This window comes from Magnetococcus sp. PR-3 (genome assembly GCF_036689865.1).
GTDB lineage: Bacteria > Pseudomonadota > Magnetococcia > Magnetococcales > Magnetococcaceae > Magnetococcus.
In genome coordinates, this window is record NZ_JBAHUQ010000026.1 from 1 (window position 1) to 18894 (window position 18894).

At 49.2% G+C, this 18894-nt stretch carries 12 protein-coding genes; 5 read left to right on the top strand and 7 right to left on the bottom strand.

Features of this window, described 5'->3' with window-relative positions:
- Window positions 1-67 precede the first annotated feature (67 nt).
- The 6 genes from V5T57_RS13935 to V5T57_RS13960 form a co-directional block, all read right to left on the bottom strand.
- The gene (locus V5T57_RS13935; RefSeq protein ID WP_332891845.1) at window positions 68-2134 is read right to left on the bottom strand and encodes a formate dehydrogenase subunit gamma; all 2067 of its coding nucleotides are present in this window, start codon (window positions 2132-2134) and stop codon (window positions 68-70) included.
- Between the two features lie 10 nt (window positions 2135-2144).
- Window positions 2145-3605 (bottom strand): multiheme c-type cytochrome, encoded by a 1461-nt coding sequence (locus tag V5T57_RS13940; RefSeq protein WP_332891846.1) that lies wholly within the window; start codon window positions 3603-3605, stop codon window positions 2145-2147.
- A 354-nt stretch (window positions 3606-3959) separates the two neighbouring features.
- Window positions 3960-4691: a c-type cytochrome gene (locus V5T57_RS13945; protein ID WP_332891847.1), complete on the bottom strand. Its 732-nt coding sequence runs from the start codon at window positions 4689-4691 to the stop codon at window positions 3960-3962.
- 191 nt (window positions 4692-4882) lie between these two features.
- Window positions 4883-6295, bottom strand: coding sequence for an MBOAT family O-acyltransferase (locus tag V5T57_RS13950; RefSeq protein ID WP_332891848.1), 1413 nt, complete (start codon window positions 6293-6295; stop codon window positions 4883-4885).
- On the bottom strand, window positions 6292-7341 hold the full coding sequence (locus tag V5T57_RS13955; protein WP_332891849.1) for a hypothetical protein: 1050 nt from the start codon (window positions 7339-7341) through the stop codon (window positions 6292-6294). The genes V5T57_RS13950 and V5T57_RS13955 overlap by 4 nt, the downstream gene beginning before the upstream one ends.
- A gap of 135 nt (window positions 7342-7476) precedes the next feature.
- Window positions 7477-8727, bottom strand: coding sequence for a heme NO-binding domain-containing protein (locus V5T57_RS13960; protein ID WP_332891850.1), 1251 nt, complete (start codon window positions 8725-8727; stop codon window positions 7477-7479).
- A 269-nt stretch (window positions 8728-8996) separates the two neighbouring features.
- On the opposite strand from V5T57_RS13960, the gene V5T57_RS13965 reads away from it, so the two are divergent.
- The 4 genes from V5T57_RS13965 (at window position 8997) to V5T57_RS13980 (ending at window position 15578) form a co-directional block, all read left to right on the top strand.
- The gene (locus V5T57_RS13965) at window positions 8997-11165 is read left to right on the top strand and encodes a type I secretion system permease/ATPase (protein ID WP_332891851.1); all 2169 of its coding nucleotides are present in this window, start codon (window positions 8997-8999) and stop codon (window positions 11163-11165) included.
- On the top strand, window positions 11165-12484 hold the full coding sequence (locus V5T57_RS13970; protein WP_332891852.1) for an HlyD family type I secretion periplasmic adaptor subunit: 1320 nt from the start codon (window positions 11165-11167) through the stop codon (window positions 12482-12484). Before V5T57_RS13965 ends, V5T57_RS13970 begins: the two co-directional genes overlap by 1 nt.
- A 388-nt stretch (window positions 12485-12872) precedes the next feature.
- Entirely contained in the window at window positions 12873-14207 is a 1335-nt protein-coding gene (locus V5T57_RS13975; protein ID WP_332891853.1) for a TolC family outer membrane protein, read from the top strand.
- Between the two features lie 627 nt (window positions 14208-14834).
- On the top strand, window positions 14835-15578 hold the full coding sequence (locus V5T57_RS13980) for a response regulator (protein ID WP_332891854.1): 744 nt from the start codon (window positions 14835-14837) through the stop codon (window positions 15576-15578).
- Between the two features lie 149 nt (window positions 15579-15727).
- Here the strand turns inward: V5T57_RS13980 and V5T57_RS13985 are convergent, their stop codons facing one another.
- Window positions 15728-15970 carry a hypothetical protein gene (locus tag V5T57_RS13985; RefSeq protein ID WP_332891855.1) on the bottom strand — a complete coding sequence of 81 codons (243 nt, stop codon included), beginning with the start codon at window positions 15968-15970 and terminating at the stop codon, window positions 15728-15730.
- Window positions 15971-16433: 463 nt separating this feature from the next.
- Here V5T57_RS13985 and V5T57_RS13990 point away from each other — a divergent pair, with 463 nt between their 5' ends.
- Window positions 16434-18800, top strand: coding sequence for a methyl-accepting chemotaxis protein (locus V5T57_RS13990; RefSeq protein ID WP_332891856.1), 2367 nt, complete (start codon window positions 16434-16436; stop codon window positions 18798-18800).
- Window positions 18801-18894: the final 94 nt, after the last annotated feature.

Genomic DNA, 18894 nt, shown 5'->3' on the forward strand with positions numbered 1-18894 from the left:
GCACACGACAAAAAAAGGGCCACGGTTTCCCGTGGCCCTCATCATCTCTTCCTAGCCTAGCTCAGAGCTATCCCCCAAACGTCAGGGCAAACCCATGTAAGGCAAAGAAGCAGAGGATGATACCCATGATAATGAGTAGCGCCCCCAGTTTTTTAGAGTTTTTGGCCACACGACAGCTGGGTGGATCAACCAAATACTTCTCCAGCTTACCTTCAGCAACCAGACGATCATACTCGTGACGACGCTCATCCTTGAACTCGGACAGCGGAATACGGCCCGTGAACATCACGATATCCTGAGGGAACCGTGTTGGACGATAGTGACAGTTAAAGTAGTGAACGGAGAACAGGAACACCGTTGCCAAGAATGCTTCATCCGCATGCACGATAATGGCGATGTTAAACGCCCAACCGGGTAAGAAGGATGCCGCAATCGTGGGGAACCACATGATCAGACCGGAAACACCGATGATGAACATACCCCAGAAAGGTGCCCAGTAATCAAACTTCTCCCAGTAGGTCCAGTGGTCAAAGGTGGGTTTAGGCCCACGATGGAAGAACCACTTGAACATCGCAATCACATCATGCATATCCTGCCAACGAGGCAGCAGAGAGTAAGGACCAAACCACTGTAGCTTGTAGGTCTTTACAAAGAAGATGCGATAGAGCATGAAGGCGATGTGGCCGAAGAAGATGATGGCAAACATCACCGCACCAACCCGGTGCAAGATCGCAGCATTCTGCGTGCCACCCAACAACTTCATTACATAGGGCGCCCAGAAGGTTTCACTGTACAAGACAGCCAGACCTGTTAGGGAGAGAACCATAACCCCAATGGCGAGAATACCATGGGCAATGACCCAACCCTTGGTAAAGCGCTTAATGTACATCCCTGCATGAGGATCGTTGGGATCTTCATGATCATCACCATGACCGTGATGAGGATGGTTCTCCTCTGTATAGCGGTAACTACCAACCTCTTTATATTCGCGGATGTACCACAACAGCGAATGGCTCCAGAAGAAGGCAAATACAGCAAAGACCAGACCTAACATACTGGTCGCCACCCAATACATGATGGGGAAGTTTTCCTTATCATGCATATCACCATGGGGCTCGAAGGTCATAAAACCAGCGGTCGCCTTAGGGTGACATTTTTTACAGGTATTCATCCGGTTATCAGGATGGACCGGTGAGGTTGGATCCTTAACCGCGCGCTGCTTATGGAAATCATGACAGTCATAGCACTTGGCGGTATGGGAGTAACCCAACTCATTGACCTGACCGTGGTAGGTTGCACGGTAGGTTTTGATCTGCTTGGTATGACACTCACCACAATTGGAGGTAATGGCAACTTTAATTTCATCCCCTTTTGGTGATGAAATTTGGTGAGCTGTGTGACAGTCGGAACAAACCGCGGCCCGTTTGTCACCCTTCCGCAAGACCAAAGAGGCATGGTAGGAGTCTTCATAATCCTCCAACTGCTTCTCATGGCATTTACCACATTTCTGTGGGGTGGTCAGACGGAACTCCGTACCCTTGTTGCTACGCAGCGGGAAGATCGCGTGGGCATCATGACAATCATGACAATAAGCACGGGGTTTGGTGGGGTCCTCTTTACTTGGCTGGGCATGGGTCGAGGCCAAAAAGTGCTGAATGTTACCCGCTACTTTTTGCAAAGTTGCCCGTTTACTGGGGTCTGATGTGGACTCCAGCGCACTCAACTGTTTTAAGTGACACTGTTCACAGTTGACCTGACGCTCCACTTCCGGCTTATGCGGAATCTGCTGAACATCGGTGTGACATTCGGTACAACGACGCACACCATGGACGCTATTTTTAAAGGCGTCCACATGCATATCCAGACGACGAATCGCCTTTCGACCGACACCGTCCTCTTTTTGAGGCACGCCGAAACCTGGAACACCGTGGCACTCCAGGCAGTGATTATTGGTGGTCTCTTTGGTAACAGGCACTGGGTTGGCCAGTGTTGCCCGTTCCAACATGGCAGCGGCCGAATCGATGACCGGAATCCGGTAACCCGGATCCGTATCACCTTTCGACATACCGATGGCGAAGGCCTCCCCCCCGAAGGGGAGAAGCATCACCATTAGAATTAAAAGATAGCGGTACATAGAGGCTGCCTCACTTCTCAGTGGTGGCAGCAGCCTGCTTGTCCGTCAGCCAACTGTGCTCAGGACGGGTTGCGATACCGTCAATCACACCGCGTACCTTATCTGCAGCTGCTTTATTACCAGCAGCTTCAGCCTTGGTAGCCAGCTCACGAGCTTGAGGAATCAACTGCGTGTAGAACAGCTGGGAGAGCTCATACATACCCTGCCACTGCTGAACACTTGGTGCATTCATCGCAGCGCCATGACGCATGGCACGACCCGCATGATGCCACAGACGGAACCAGGTCCACTCAATGGTGTCATCCAACTGCTTCTTAGAGATCAGACCTTCCGCAGCCAGTACTTCCATGATCTCTTTACCGGGCTCGGCAAATTTCTTGTTGTAGAGCTCAACTGAACTATCAAACTGCTTGTAGAAGTTCTCAACAATCCGCTCGGAGTGGCAGGAGATGCAAACATCAGCCATGGCGTCACGACGGTCATCACCATCTGGCACATCTTCTTGGCCAGTACGCTCTAACATGTCATCAACGGTCTCAGCGATGGGCTTACGCAGATTCCAGCTGTTACGTAGGCTGGTATTGTGGGTCAGCGGCTGTTCCTTGGTGGCTGACATATGACAGGTTGCACAGGTAGGTGCCGCATCATAATCCTCACCAGGAATCCACTTTGGTGAGTTGAGGTTCATACGGTCCACATTGGCGTAGTAGCTCACACCATGCTTGGACTGATTGTAGATCTCTTTTTGTGGGTGGCCAGGACCCAGGTGACATTTGCCACACGCTTCAGGACGGCGGGCTTGGGCCTGGGAAAACTCATGGCGCTGGTGACAGGCTGAGCAGGCACCACGGGAACCATCGGGGTTAATACGGCCAATACCACTGTTGGGCCAAGTCTCTGGCAGCAGCTTGCCACTCATATTCACTTGGATTTTTGCACCGTGGCATTGGACACAAGCCTGGGAACCCGCAGCCTTATCCACAGCTTTACCTTCATGACCACTTTGGGCCATCATTGCCAAAGCATGCTCTGTAGAACCCTCAAAGTCTGCCGCACCTGCATGGGTAGACTCCTGGAACTCTTTTGATTCTTTCTCATGGCAGCGGCCACAATCCTTTGGGCTAACGATGGTGCTGATGATCTTACCTTTGTGGCGGTAAGCATCTGGATCATCGGCATCGGCCTTGTGGCATTCGTAGCACCCCACATTGGCACCATAATGCTTGGACCGGCCCCACTGGTTGTACAGGCCAATATTATCTTCGCGGTGACAGGTCGCGCAGGTGGCACTCTCTTTACTAAGCGAGGCAAATGCCTTAAGCGGCTTTAAAGGACGATCCATAGGATCCGTAACTTTAACCGGCTCCATCGCCATAGCGGGTTGAACCAAAACCACCAGCATTAACGCCACAACACTAAACAGTGTTTTTAGATACCGGTAGCTACGTTTTTCTTTTGCGCACCTAATCATCACTCAACCTTCCTCAACAAAACAATGTGCAGGATTTTTTAGCCCTCGACGGGAACTTTTTAGTTTTTTTTCAATCTACACACTAGCTCACCTCAACATAAGAAACGACCAGTTTTTCATGATATGCCACTCTTTTTTTGTCAGGTATCGACCTTACATGCCTGCCAACGTTTTGTAGTCCATTGAAATTTTTATATTTTTTTATGGATGACATCTATCCTCACAAACTATCCTACCCATTCCAAATAGTTATCCTTCCCATCCACCAACCCACGACCACAGCTCTTTAGACATAAAAAAACGCCATCCCCCCATAAGGAACAGCGTCTTCATATACGATCCAATACATCCATTCTACTTACTTGTGGGCAGCTCCTGCATGTGACTCAGCAAATCCATCGTCACCCCCCGGCCCAAAGCACGTAAAGCCACCATGCCGCTACCAGGATGACCATAAAGGGTTTTATGCAATACCCGCCATGGATCCTGTTGCACCACTTTACCCAAAACCGGCATACCTCTCGCTACCCCGTTCTCACCATGGCACTGGCTGCATAGTGTAAGGTAGAACCCTTCTCCACGTCGCTTATCACCAAGCGTGTGCAGATCTTCAATCACATCACCGGGCAAGGGACCCGCTTTAATAAATTGGGCCAAAGCGGTAAACGCTTCATCCGGCATGCGCCCTTCATAACCGTGGATGCCACCCTTCAACTGTTTAACAATCTGCGCCAAGCTGTCCTCTTTATGGCCGTAGATCCCCACCATATCTGTCTGCACTTGGCCATGCCCATCCTTACCAAGCCCATCCCAGCCATGGCAACTACTACAACGCCAATTTTGGGCGGGTTTAAAGGCATCGGGCAAAATTTTAGGATAGGTCGGATGGTTCTCTTTAGGCGGGCTGACCTCTAACTCGTTGTACCAGTTATCATACAGACGTGCCCCCAGGGTAATGGCATAGAGCTGCTTGGGATGTTCCAAAAGCACATCCCGACACTCTGCACCGGATGCTAAAGCTGAGCTGTTCAGCCCCGCCACCATCATCCAGACCCCAAACGCCATCCACCCAAAACGCCAAACCATACCGAATGCCTCGTTCCCACAGCATGCAACCTTCCCCCATGAAAAGGATAGCACACCATCATCTCTGTAAAACAGCCACCAACCTGGACCACCGCGCTCTAAAACACAACCGCCATTTTATAAAAAGAGCATTTTCCACAACGGCACCACCGCCTTAGAGCGTAACGTCAGAAAGGGGATTAATCGTCCGGTTAAAACTGAAAATAGATAAAATCTGCAGGTACTTTTGATCGAGCCACCAAAATCAAAACAAAGGCGCTGATCGCAAAGAGCTGACTACCCAGGATAAAACGGGCGGGTCGCTGTTTAAGCCAAGCGCCCAACTGCCATTGATCGTAGAAGCCATGCAGCCACAACGGCAAGCCAAACAGCAGCGCCTTACTGAACAAGAACATGGCCAATAGCAGGTCTGCTGACGAACTATGCCAGGGACTTAATAGCAGATCCCGAACCAACAGTTCCAGGTTGGTCTCCCGGAAAATTAACCAGCCAATGCATGTCAGCACAAACATAAAGAGCACACGAACCGGTCGGAACCAACCGGCATGGACCCAATGGGGATAGGCTAGGTTGGTCAATCCACGGAAGGTTAAAATTAACAATCCATGGTAGGCCCCCCACAGAATAAAGTTCCAACTTGCGCCATGCCACAAGCCGCAGAGCACAAAGGTGATCAGCAAATTACGGGCTGCCATAAACCAGGCACCATGTGACCCACCTAATGGAATGTAGAGATAATCACGGATCCAATAGGAGAGCGACATATGCCAGCGGCGCCAAAAATCTGCAGGGGATACCGCAAAATAGGGGTGATTAAAATTCTGACAGAGCGTGATCCCTAACAGCCGGGCAACCCCCCGTGCAATGTCGGTATAGGCGGAAAAGTCTGCCAAAATTTGCACCGCAAAGGCAAACACCCCAGCCCAAAGAATAAAAAAGGAGGGCTCTTTAAGATAGAAAACCTGGTTGGCGACCTCTGCCACATTATCGGCGATCACCAGTTTTTTGAAAAACCCCCATAAAATGAGCAGCAAACCTTCATAAATATCGGTGCGATCAATACGACGGGGTTTTTGAATTTGTGGAAGCAAGTGGGTGGCACGTTCAATGGGGCCCGCCACCAACTGAGGGAAAAAGGAGACATAAACGGCAAAATCCATGGGGTTTTTACACGCCTGTAATTTGCCTCGGTAGACATCCACGGTATAGCTAATGGTTTGAAAGGTATAGAAAGAGATACCGACGGGCAAAACGACCTGCAAGGTTGTCTCTAAGCCTGAAAAACCCAACCCTGTCAGTAACAGAGAGATATTCTCGACAAAAAAATTAAAATATTTAAAAACACCCAGCAGCCCCAAATTGGTGGCCAAACTTAAAACCAACCAGGCTTTACGGTGCCCAACACCCGCTGCGATAGACCGCCCACACACATAGTCAACAACCGTCGACGTTAAAATAAGCAGTAAAAACCAAGGGTGAACATAGCCATAGAAAAAATAGCTGGAAAGCAGTAGAAAGAGCGTCTGTTCTCGGCGTGGCAGCTGCCAATAGAGCGAGATAACAACGATAAAAAAGATTATAAAATCAATGCTATGGAATATCATAACGGTCCTTCCATAACACGTTCATAAAAAATGTCTGTAAAGAATGCCCGATACGACTCATCAATATGGTCATCCCCAGGCGCCATATACATATGGGGTTTTAATCGATGATCTTCATTTAAATCCACATACGCTACATCTTGAGACTTAAGATAGGCCGCCAGAGATTGGATGTAGCTTTTAAGGGCCGTGGGTTCATGGCGCACACCATCCTCATTGGGGTAACGCTTTACCCGCACCAAGGTTATGGGGATCTCATGAACTTTGGCTAACCGCAGGATTTCAGGTAAAAAAGAAGAAGCCACCAAGTCCTGAAAAGGGGCATCTGGCAAGGGCTCATCCCGCTCTCTTTGCAACCGCAGGTTATCTAAGGCAAAGGTCGCGTCATAATGTTCTTTGATCTGGGTACGCATCTGTTGAAAACGGGCAAAGGCTGGCGTATTGCCTGTGGGCGCAGGCGGGTCAGCCCATGCAAACGGCAGAAGGGTTGAAACATTGTTCACATGCCACCGAATGGCACTGTCTATTCCCATATAATATTGAAGAGGATAGAGTTTATCTAGCCAGTAGGCTGTCCACCCTACGGCTCCACGAGCATGGGACAACACCTGTTTGAGATAAGGCTCCTCAGGCATAGATTTACGCTCTAATTTACGCCGAAAACGGGGACGACCTGCGGTGCGTGCCAGGGGGCTGGTCAGCTCATCATCTCTGAAAAAGAGATAAAGCTGATCCAACTTTAGGCCAGAAGTAACCACTTCATTTTTTAAACGCAGATACCAAATGGCCGACTGCTCGCCCCCCGTATAGTTGACCAACACCCGCTTACGATCCAGCTTCTGCTCTAAGTGCTCCGGCAAAATACGACTGAACATCATGGAGTTACCCATAAAGACATAATGGGGTTTAAGTTTTTTTAGCCGGTTCAGGTCGGTTGGATCAAACGACTGTGCTTCATAGAGCAATAGGTTACTTAACAGCGGCAACAGCAGGGGGCTGGCGAGAAGGAGTATCCAGATCTTAGGGGATAAACGCTTTAGCATCATGAACTTTGGCACAATTCAGGGAAAAATAGTTTATACCATGCCATGCATCTACGAGTCAGAAGTACCGACCAACCCGCCCAGCAAAAAGGGGCTGGAAATCATCCGCCCCTTTAGCTATGGATGGCTGGTCGCATGTTAACCACCAATTTGTGACATATGCCGGATTACCGACTGTTTACGTTCTGCCGTAAACAGTGTCATCAGTTTTTTGGCGTTGCCACTCAAACTTTCAAAAATCAAACGGACCAGCACTTCATCTTTACCCACAATCACATCCAGAATATTACCTTCAGCCTCAAAATACTGGTTGGTATTGGCCAGTGATTCTTGATCCTCAAATGCACTTAAAGGCACGAGAAATTCCAGCTTGCTGTTAAGAAACAGGTAGTTTTCATCAAGACCCGAGCGGGAAAATTTACAAGAGGCCCCCGTGGTGGAGATATCTTTCAAGAACCCCTGAAAACGCTTACCCTCAGACCCCAGCTGAACCCGGATCTCTGTTGGTGGCTCCACACGGGCTTCCTGACGCTGGCCAACAGCACCATCTGTGAGCAGCATACGGTCCAGAATAACCGTCCCTTTATTGAGATCCATCTTTTTAACATGGGCATGAATGCCCACTTTCATATGGGGTAATGATAAAAAGGTTTCATTGTTGCGGCGCATGGCCAACAACTGATCCCGAAAGGTCAAAAACTGCACCCCATCATCATCCACATCCAACACGGTCCCTTCATTAGAGAAAGGCACCCCCATGAACTGGTTGTAAAACTGGACCTTACCACCTTCCGTACGTACCGTATTAAACTCACGCACCATATCCACAGCACGGAGTTTTTCCGTATCAGCCAGACGCACATTAATGCGGTAAAAATGACTACCTGTACGAGACTCCGGCTGCCAAATGGCCAGTTCCTCTTCAAAATGATTACCCAACCCCTGGGCAACACCTTTTAAAAGAGGTCCCATACGGTTTTTGGCCATATAAGCCACCGCAGCCTCGCCTTGACGCAACCGTAAAGCACGGATGTCGGGTGGCTTAAAATCAGGAATCTGCATACGGATGGCGGCATGGATAAGATCTTTACCATTTTCCAAATAGTCCATGGTACGCCAGCGGGGATCCAGCAAATTCATGGCATCCCCCATCTCCATTAAACCGGGCACCATATAGGTACCAAACTCTTCCAGTACATCTGCGCGTTCTTTACCCATAACCTGGGCTGTTGCCAACAACAACGCTTCCCAATCCTGGGCATCATACATACGGTCAGGGGTAAAGTCGGAGTCTGGAATGCCTGCGGTTTCCACCACCTGCTCCCACACCTCTTCCCCCATCCGTTCGTCCAGGTATTCTTCAAGGGCTAAAAAAATGACACCGTGCATCATTCCATCCGGTCGCTGCAGGCACCCATATAAAAACTAGATACCCAATGTCTGTAACAAGATTCTCATTTCTCTGGCACATGATGTGCCACATTGTCGCCATTTTCCACCACATATTTGGAAAAGGATACCCTTGTTCTTTCACTTGGGTCATTCCATTCCCCCCGACAGATGGGGAAATATGCTAGAATAAGGGTTGATATCACTCTATGTTAGAGTGATTTTTATGCGCTTTAACCTCTTCACTTTTAGGGAATGCGGTTGCGATAATGGACCAGTCCACCCCCCAACAAGCCCCTACATGGACCTTGGAAGGACATGACCCCCGTAGCGAAGATCCGCTGCTGGGTTCACTACTCTTCCTGGCTCACCATTGGCACTTGCCCGCCACCGTGCAGAGCTTAACGGCTCATTTGCCTGTGCCAGAATCTGGCATGACACCTGAGCTGTTCCTGCGGGCTGCTGAACAGGCAGGCTTAAATGCCAATATTCGTAAACAGAATCTGGCCAACTTGGAAGAGGCCCACCTTCCTGCAGTTTTGCTGCTGAACGATAAACTGGCGGTGGTATTGTTGGGGTGGGATGAGGGTGAAGCCCACCTTCTTTTACCAGAAAGTGGTCGCGAAACCCGCTTGGCCCGTCAACAGCTTGAAGAGCGTTACCAGGGCCACTGCATTCTGGTCAGTCCTCAATTTAAACATGATGACCGCACTACATTTATTGGCAGCTCCACCAAAGGACACTGGTTCTGGAGCTCCCTTTTTCGCTATTGGCCCATTTATAGTGAAGTAGCGGTGGCCTCGCTGCTGATTAATCTATTTACCATCGCCTCCCCGCTGTTTGTCATGAATGTCTATGACCGGGTTGTCCCCAACCAGGCTATGGAGACACTCTGGGTGCTGGCCATTGGGGTGGCGATTGTCTTCTCTTTTGACTTTTTATTACGGACGTTACGCGCACACTTTGTTGATACCGCCGGAAAACGGATTGATATTGTGCTGGCCTCTAACATCTACCGACATGTCACCGGCATGCAGATGAGCCAACAGCCACAAAGTGCTGGGGCACTGGCCCGTAACCTTCAAGAGTTTGAACCTTTGAGGGACTTTTTTACGTCGGCGACGCTTACAACGCTCATCGACTTACCCTTTACCCTTATTTTTTTGGTCGTCATCTCCCAACTTGGGGGCACACAGGTTGCCATGGTCCCCTTGCTGGCCATGCCTTTGGTGATTCTGGTTGGCCTGCTTTTACAAGCCCCACTCAACCGGGTCATGAACCGGGCACTTAAAGAGGCCGCACAAAAGCACGCGATGCTGGTCGAGACCCTGGGGCGCTTAGAGACCATTAAATTGAATAATGCAGAAGGTCACCTGGCCTCTAAATGGGAAAACTGCATTGTTGAAACCGCTAAGACAGCACAGCAGTCACGCTTTCTCTCAACCCTTGGGGTGAACTTTTCCATGCTCACCCAGCAACTAAGCTCCGTTGCGGTGGTTGTGGTGGGCGTTTACGCCATTGAAGCGGGGGAGATCACCATGGGTGCCCTCATCGCCTGTACCATTCTTACAGGGCGGGCGCTGGCCCCCTTGTCTCAAGTGGCAGGCCTGTTGGTCCGGTTACAGCAGACGCTGATCTCTTTACGCACCTTGAACCAGATCATGCATACCCCACAAGAGCGCCCGGATGATCGCACTTTTCTCAGCCGCCCTCGCCTGTCGGGTAAAATCCAGATCAAAGATCTCTCTTTTCAGTACCCCAACGCCAAAACCGCCGCGCTTCAAAAAATCAATCTACACATTGAGCCGGGAGAACGGGTAGGGTTTATTGGCCGGGTAGGATCAGGTAAAAGCACGCTGTTAAAACTCCTTCAGGGGCTCTACGAACCCACTGAAGGCTTGATTATGCTTGATGACATGGATGCCCGACAGATCGACCCTGCCGATCTACGCCGCAATATGGGCTCTGTCACCCAAGATGCTGGTTTGCTCTACGGTACCATTCGGGAAAACATCACCCTTGGGGCCCCTTTTGTGGAAGATGCCACCCTGCGCCGTGCCGTTGAACAAGGGGGGGTTGCCTCCTTTACGGACCGCCACCCCGATGGTTTGGATCAGATCATTGGAGAACAGGGCCAAGGACTTTCCGGGGGGCAACGTCAATGTGTTTCCATCTCTCGGGCTCTTATTCATAATCCTTCCATGCTGTTGATGGATGAACCCACAAGTAGTATGGATAGTGGCTCTGAAGAGCGCTTTAAAAAAATGGTGGAAGATCTGTTACCCGGCAAAACCCTATTGCTGGTCACCCACCGCGCCTCACTACTCTCTTTGGTGGATCGGGTTGTGATTGTAGAGGAGGGGCAGATCCTTGCTGACGGCCCCAAAGAACCCATTCTCTGGCAACTTAAAGAAGGCAAATTCAGGGTTAAAAACTGATGTCTCAATGGAATAAAGAGAATTTCTCTGATGCACGCTTAACCGCACGTTCGGCACGTATTGGGCTGTTTAGCCATGTGCTGTTATGGAGTGTGGTCGCCTTTTTTGCCATTGCTCTATTTTGGGCAGGTCAAGCAGAAGTGGTGGAAGCGACCAGCGGTATGGGTAAGGTTATTCCATCGGGTCAGGTACAGCGCATTCAAAGCCTGGAAGCTGGACGTTTGACCGAACGCTTGGTCCGTGAAGGGGATGCCGTTCATGCCGACGATGTCTTACTGCGGATTGATGATACGCAGTTCCAGGCAACATTCAATGAGAGTGAGGCCCGTATCATGGCCTTGCAAGCACGTATTGCCCGTTTAAATGCTGAGGCCTCAGGCGCCAGACGTTTCAAGATACCCGAAGCCATTATTCAAGCGGACCCTGAACTGGCGGCCTCAGAACAAGCGCTGTTTAAAAGCCGCCTGCAGACCCTGCTTAACAATATTAAGATCAGAAAACGGCAGATTGAACAGCGCCAACAGGAACTGGAAGAGACGCAGTCGGCCATTATTCAGTTCCGGGAGCGGCTCAAGCTAACCCGTAAAGAGATTAAACTGACCCAGCCTCTTGTGGATAAAGGTTTAATGAGTGAGGTCACCCTGCTTCGGGCCCAACGGGATGAGGCTAATTTAAAAGGGGAGATCACCTCCCTCAAGCATGCCATTCCCCGTGCACGTTCAGCGCTGAGAGAGGGGCAAAGTAAATTAGAAGAAGCCTCCCTGGCTTTTAAATCCCAAGCTCAAGAAGATCTCAGCACCGCCAGCAGTGAGTTAACCCGGCTTCAACAATCGAGCACCGCTCTGGAAGATCGGGTAACCCGTAGTGCCATCCGCTCACCGGTCAACGGAACAGTCATCCGGGTACACGTCAACACCATTGGCCAAGTGGTTCAATCCGGGGCAACATTGGTTGAAATTATGCCTAAGGAAGACTCTTTGCTGGTCGAAGCCCGCATTGACCCTAAGGATATTGCATTTCTACATCCTGGACAGAAGGCCACGGTTAAATTTACCGCCTATGATTTTTCCATCTATGGGGGGCTAGAGGGACAATTAAGCCATATCAGTGCAGATGCCATTACCGATGAAAATGGGCAAGCAGCCTATCTGGTTCAGGTACGCACCGAAGAAAAACATATCAGCCGTGGTGATGAAGTTTTGCCGATTATCCCTGGCATGGTGGCTTCTGTCGATGTCATCACTGGAGAAAAAACCATTCTTGACTATCTGCTCAAACCCATCCTAAAAGCCCGTGACAGCGCGCTGAGAGAACGCTAACCACTTAGCGACAGCCTAGTTCTCAACAAATCAGCGGCAAAAATGCTTTTCGTTAATCCTCTTGCTCTTTTCTGCCGATGACAGCATGAAGAAGGCTTTCACACAATTTGGACTCGCCTTCTCTATCTTTTTTGCTTATATTGTGCAGGTTGTGCGAAGAATATTCGCCTTACTTGAGGAACTGTTGGCAAAAAACCTGTCCAACTGGTCGTCTTGGTGTAGAGTTTGCTCTAAGCCAAGTTAAGTTGATCATTTTAGGTCTGGAATGATGAGACAGCAGCATGACAGGGCTCATCATTCATTTTGTAAAATTGTATTGTGACCTTGCGTCACTGTTTTGGGTACACCATTTTCTTTGGTCTCTCTGCTCTTAGCTGGGAATGCTTTTATGCTTAAGCACCGTTCAATTCTTGCCCTATCCTTGCTGGCCATGCCGATGCTAGCGGGAAACCTATGGGCTCAGGAAGACGCTCCGATATCCTTACAGGATGCGGTTCACAAAGCATTGACCACCAATCCAGAAGTTCTGGCTGCGTGGGAAAATAAGCGTGCCAACACACAACTGGTACGCGAAGCCAAAGCAGGCCTCTACCCCATTGTTGATCTGGCGGCAGGCTATGGACGGGAAGTGAGTGACAACACCACAACCCGAGGTGCCAGCGAAGGCACCTATACCCTGAACCGGGGTGAATCCAGCGCGACCATTAGCCAGACTCTGTTTGACGGTTTTGCGACCTATTCAGACATCAAACGGGCTAAGGCTACAGATAACTCGACCCTGCACGCCTTCAACCGCACCTCTGAAACGGTTGGTTTTAGCGCGGTAGAAGCCTTTTTGGGCCGCTTACGCCATCAGGAGTTGGTCACCCTCTCTGAGAACAATGTTAAAGATCACGAAAATGTCTTGGATAAGCTCAGAGAGCTTGCCCGTGGCGGACAAGGCAAACAGGCTGATGTTGAACAGACTGAGAGCCGACTCTTTAGCACCCAGAAAGTGTTAGTTAAGACCCAAGCGGACATGAACATTGCTGGTTCGACCTACGAACGGGTTATTGGCGATGTCCCCATGGAGCTATCTAAACCAGAGCGCCCCACTGAGAATATTCCAGAGTCCCTGGATATTGCCCTTGAAGTTTCCCAGGCCAGTCACCCACTGCTCCAGAGCAGCCATGCAGATTTGACGGCGGCCCAACAAACCAAAAAACAGAACAAGGGTAACTTCTACCCTGTGGTTACTTTAGACTTGGCAGCAAGCAACAACGGTAACGTTAGTGGTACTCGTGGCTATGCCCAGTCCATGTCTGCCATGCTCAATGTAACCTACAATGTCTTTAATGGTGGTGCAGACCTGGCCTCTTACCGTGAGTCAGACCGCCGCATCAACCAAACCCGCGAGACACTGGCCTTAAACCAACGGACTGTGCGCGATCAGGTGATCAATGCCTGGGAGCAATTGGAAATGTCCAAGCGCAGCATTGAACTGGCTGATAAACAGGTGGCCGCTCAGCGCAAGACCGTCAATTCCTACCTACAGGAATTTGATATGGCCCAGCGTACCCACCTGGATGTCCTTAACGCCAAAACAGAACTGTACCGGGCAGAAGTCCAACAGACGATTGATTCCTACAGCTACATCACGGGGATTTATCGTCTATGGTATGCCATGGGGCTGCTGAGGGATAACCTGGGCTTAAGCCAAAAGAGTGTGATGGCCAATCGGTAAAAATCTGAAGCTGACAGCGTACACCCTGCTCTTGGATCATCAAAACAAGCAAACAACAAAGGCCCTGTAGCTTATGCGACAGGGCCTTTGTTTTGATCATATCTCAAGCAAACTGAACCTTGGTTTAGCTGTGAAAGAGAGCGCGTAAAAAAAGCACCTTTTGCTTTAAAGAAAAAAGAGAGGCCCATAATAAAAGCCCTGCAGCTTACGCTACAGGGCTTTTTATCTTGATAAAATCCAAGTGGGGATTAATATCGCCAAGCAAGTGCTATCGCCTCCCCGACCTTGAGCTGGACATGGTAAATTCCATGTATATTCCAACTAAAGTACGGCCTTGCCCGCTACTGGCTCTATGGTTTGTTTTTCATACCATCTCTCCATGGGTTTAGATCATACCCCCCTAATGTAAATAAGATTACGCCCCTCTGTTAACATTTATCGAAAAAATGTTAACGAGATGTAAATACCAAGCAATGTCCTGGTCTGCATGTTAGTGTAGATAAAAAAAGAGATCTTCAATACACATAGTTTCAAACACTTAAGGTTTTATGTGTTAAAATTCTCAAATAAGTACGCGCGAGAAAAAAACAAAAAAAACCCAAACTTTCTCTCGATAGCAGGATAACCATGCACGCACGCCATGAAATATTGATTGTTGAAGATGACAGTGTGACCCGCACGCTTCTATCGGGATACTTTAAAAAAGCAGGTTATCGGACACATACCGCAGAAGATGCCAAAAGCATGCAAAGAGCCCTTAAAGGGGGCCGTGTTGATTTGGTGCTGCTAGATATCAACCTGCCAGGAAAAGATGGTTTAAGCATTACCCAGGACCTAAGAGCTGAGTCTGAAGAGCTGGGCATTATTTTAGTCTCATCCCGTACCGATGATGTGGATCGTATTGTCGGCTTGGAGCTTGGTGCAGATGATTATGTGGTTAAGCCTTTTAATGAAAGGGAATTACTGGCGCGGGTAAAAAGTTTGTTGCGGCGCGTTGATCTGATTAAACGCTACGCCAACAGCAGTAAAGAGCTCGATGAGATGGGAAATTTCCAGTTCGACAACTGGACACTTTTTCATGCGGCCCGCCAAGTACGCCATGATAATGGGCAAGAAGTTGACCTGACCAATGGCGAGTTCCGCTTACTGTTGGCTTTTTTAAACCGTGCAGGTCGTGCACAAAGCCGCGATCAACTACTCGATGCGGTGAGTAATCGGGAGTGGAGCCCTAACGATCGGACCATTGATGTCATGGTTAACCGCTTAAGACGAAAACTGGAAGAGGATGCACGCGACCCCAAACTGTTAATTACGGTCCATGGGGTTGGGTATCAATTTACACCTGAGGTAAATTTACTGGCAGACTATTAACGCGGTGCTTTGCGTGACTTTATCAAAAGGGATCTCACACAAGGTGGAGATCCCTTTTTGATATAGACAAACCAACTTTCTCGGTTAGAAGAAAGAGACAACCAAGGTTGACTGTCTCTTTATACCAAGCAAACGGGCATGGCTCAGCTTTAATGACTTCTCAGCTGCGACATAATACGGGAAGGTTGCTCCATGGCTTCATCAAAGCCATCCCACTGGCCACCCATAAAGCCGATCAAAAAATGCATAAGGGTGCCCGAGGCGAACAGTAGAGCAAAAATACTCACAACCCACCCCATATCCTGACTTAGCCCTTGCCACCCTAAAATCATTAGGGCACTGACCAACCACATCAGGGCTACACTACCTCCTAAAACTGCGGCATGACGCATAAAAACTCTCCTTTGCCACCCAAAAAAGCACAATCGCTCACCTGCACAGATGCGACCTGTTGTTGCATACGATCTTCAAGATCCGTTCCAGCAAACGCTTTTATAGTGATCACCACAGAGGAAAAAACCGATAACTCAAGGAGAGCATAGGGAAAACTTAACGGCCTTTTTTTGAGATATTGATATATCTCAATTTTTTTGGTGAAAATGCCAAGATTGGCCGGTTCTATGCACTGCAAAAAATACCCTTTGAGAGGGCGTATTGTCTCCAGCTACAGGCAAAGCTTACCTGCTACAGATAAATACGACATACCCCATTTATGGACCCGAGGGGTTCTTGGGTTTAATGCGGGAATATGCTACAACTGCGGTGTTTTATATCATCTCTGATCAAATGGTATAGCGCATTGCCCTTCCCCATTGCCTAGTCCGACCAGACCAGCGCAAATATAAGGATCGTACGGTGTTATCTTTTCAGAAATGGCGATTCAAATCGCTCATCAAGCTGTTGATTCTCCTTCCGACGTTGACCATGCTCGGTACGGCGGTTCTTATTTGGAATAGCAGCAACACCTCCCAGCAGAAAATTCTCACGGTACAAACCCAACATGTACCGTTAAACCAGCTCTCCCTACAGATGAAGTATGAGGTTGCGCAGGTTAACCTTTGGCTGACAGATATCTCAGCCACACGAGGTTTAAACGGACTGGATGATGGCTTTGATGAAGCCGCCAATCATGCCAGCCAGTTTAAAAAGCTCCTTCATCAATTCCGAAAACGACTGGAACATGACCGCAGCTCTGTAGCCACACTGGATAAACTAGACCAGACTTTTGATGCCTACTATGCCAAAGCGAGAGAGATGGCCAAGGGCTATGTAGAGAGCGGCCCGGCCTTAGGCAACAGCATGATGAGTGATGTAGATGCCCGGGCAGAGAACCTGGAAAAAAGCCTTATAGGGCTGGAAACAAAGTATGTTAATGGCATGCTGACTGCCCTGGATGAATCTGGCCATACGATCTCAAACCTGGTTACGCATACTGTCATCATCTTTATACTGTCCATTGTATTGATTTTAATCACAGGCAGCCTGATCGCCCGCACCATTATGGATAAGCTGGGGGCAGACCCCGTAGAGCTTAATCAAGTCCTAGAACGTTTGGGGCAAGGAGACCTCACCAGACAAATTATCTTTAAAGGCGCCAAGCCAGACTCTCTTGCGCAATATGTGATGCAAATGAGTCGGGATCTTTTTCAGATGGCCGCCTCTTTGAAACTTCAATCCTTGACCATGCGGGCTACGGTGCAGGAACAAAAAGAGGCGCAAGAGGAGCTAAAAAGAGATTCCGGGGAGAGCTACGGGCTCGCCAAAGAGGTTGTTTCCATTAATGATGGTATTGATCAGATGACCCATGCACTGCGTAGTGATTTGGAGCAGGCTGATACCAACATGATCACCTTAACCCAAACCGCCGATGACCTTTCTGGGAATGTTTCCTCTATTGCTGCGGCCTCTGAGCAAGCCAGTCAAAATGTGAATACCATGGCTGCCGCTGCCGAACAAATGACCGGCAACATTACGGCCGTCAATACCAGTTTGGAACAGGTTAATCACTCCGTCGGTAGTGTCTCAGGCGCTTTGGATGAGTTAAATCTCTCCCTGGATCAAGTACGGAAACGCTGTGTCGATGCCGATCACAAATCCAAAGAGGCGCAGCAGTTTACCCAGCAGACCCAATCCACCATGGAAGCGTTAACCCTATCGGCCCGCGAGATTGTGAAGGTGGTGGGTTTGATCAAAACCATTGCCGACCAGACCAATATGCTGGCTTTAAACGCCTCTATTGAGGCCGCAGGTGCGGGAGAAGCAGGGGCTGGTTTTGCTGTGGTTGCCAATGAGGTTAAGGATCTGGCCAAACAGACCGCAGATGCAACCAAGCTGATTGAACAAAAAACCTTAGAGATCCAAACCAACACCCAACAGGCTGCATCGGTCACGCTTGATGTTAATGAGATGATCCAGCAGATCAGTGAAACCACGGCTCAAATCACTGAAGCAGTTGAAGAACAAACAGGATCTGTCGCTCAGATCAACGACTCCATGCACAATGTCACCATTGCGGGTGAAGAGGTTGGGCGCAACGCTCTGGAGCTTGAGTCTGCCTCTTCCGAAGTAGCTCGAGCTGCGCTGGAAGCCGCCGCTGGAACCAACGAAATTGCCGCCTCAGCCTCCAATGTCGCTCAAAGTGCCGAAGAGGTTGCCCGCAACAGTAGTGAAGCCTCAGAACGCTTACAGGTGATTAAAGACAACTCGGGTGAGATCTATGAAGCCTCGGCCAATGTACAAAAGAAGATGCTGCAGTCCATGGATTTTGCCAATTTCCTAGATGGTGCCATTGCCCATGCCAGCATGCTCAGCGAATTGAGTGATGAGTCTTGCGAAGATCTTAACAAGGCTTCCGAAGCCTTTAATATTGGCCAGCCCCCCATGGATATTCAAATGGTCAAAAAAGCCCACATTGCTTGGCTGGGCAAGTTGGTCGGCGTCATCCGTGGTAGAAGTCATATTAACCCTGAAGATGTTGCAACATCCCAAGAGTGTGCTTTTGGCCAATGGTATTACAGTGATGGTCAGGCCAAACTGGGGGATAACCCACTCTTTATCGAGATTGCCGATCCACACCAAAAAGTGCATGAAACAGCCCGTGAAGTGGTTCAAATGATGAATGAGTTCAACCCAGAGGGGGCTGAACAGGGGTTAAAACGGTTCAATGAACTGCGACGAGATCTATTCACCCGCCTGGATCGACTCTACCTCGACACGCTCTAAAATACTTAAGCCGACAAAAACGGTGACAGAGCCTTTTTGTCGGCTTTTCGAAATGTAACATTCGTTACAAAAGAATTGTCACTTTTTATAAAAG

Coding starts and splice junctions, on each gene's coding strand:
- V5T57_RS13980 (WP_332891854.1), top strand. CDS start 14,835: ATGCACGCACGCCATGAAATATTGATTGTTGAAGATGACAGTGTGACC.
- V5T57_RS13960 (WP_332891850.1), bottom strand. CDS start 8,727: ATGCACGGTGTCATTTTTTTAGCCCTTGAAGAATACCTGGACGAACGG.
- V5T57_RS13965 (WP_332891851.1), top strand. CDS start 8,997: ATGGACCAGTCCACCCCCCAACAAGCCCCTACATGGACCTTGGAAGGA.
- V5T57_RS13950 (WP_332891848.1), bottom strand. CDS start 6,295: ATGATATTCCATAGCATTGATTTTATAATCTTTTTTATCGTTGTTATC.
- V5T57_RS13940 (WP_332891846.1), bottom strand. CDS start 3,605: ATGATTAGGTGCGCAAAAGAAAAACGTAGCTACCGGTATCTAAAAACA.
- V5T57_RS13945 (WP_332891847.1), bottom strand. CDS start 4,691: ATGGTTTGGCGTTTTGGGTGGATGGCGTTTGGGGTCTGGATGATGGTG.
- V5T57_RS13935 (WP_332891845.1), bottom strand. CDS start 2,134: ATGTACCGCTATCTTTTAATTCTAATGGTGATGCTTCTCCCCTTCGGG.
- V5T57_RS13985 (WP_332891855.1), bottom strand. CDS start 15,970: ATGCGTCATGCCGCAGTTTTAGGAGGTAGTGTAGCCCTGATGTGGTTG.
- V5T57_RS13955 (WP_332891849.1), bottom strand. CDS start 7,341: ATGATGCTAAAGCGTTTATCCCCTAAGATCTGGATACTCCTTCTCGCC.
- V5T57_RS13975 (WP_332891853.1), top strand. CDS start 12,873: ATGCTTAAGCACCGTTCAATTCTTGCCCTATCCTTGCTGGCCATGCCG.
- V5T57_RS13970 (WP_332891852.1), top strand. CDS start 11,165: ATGTCTCAATGGAATAAAGAGAATTTCTCTGATGCACGCTTAACCGCA.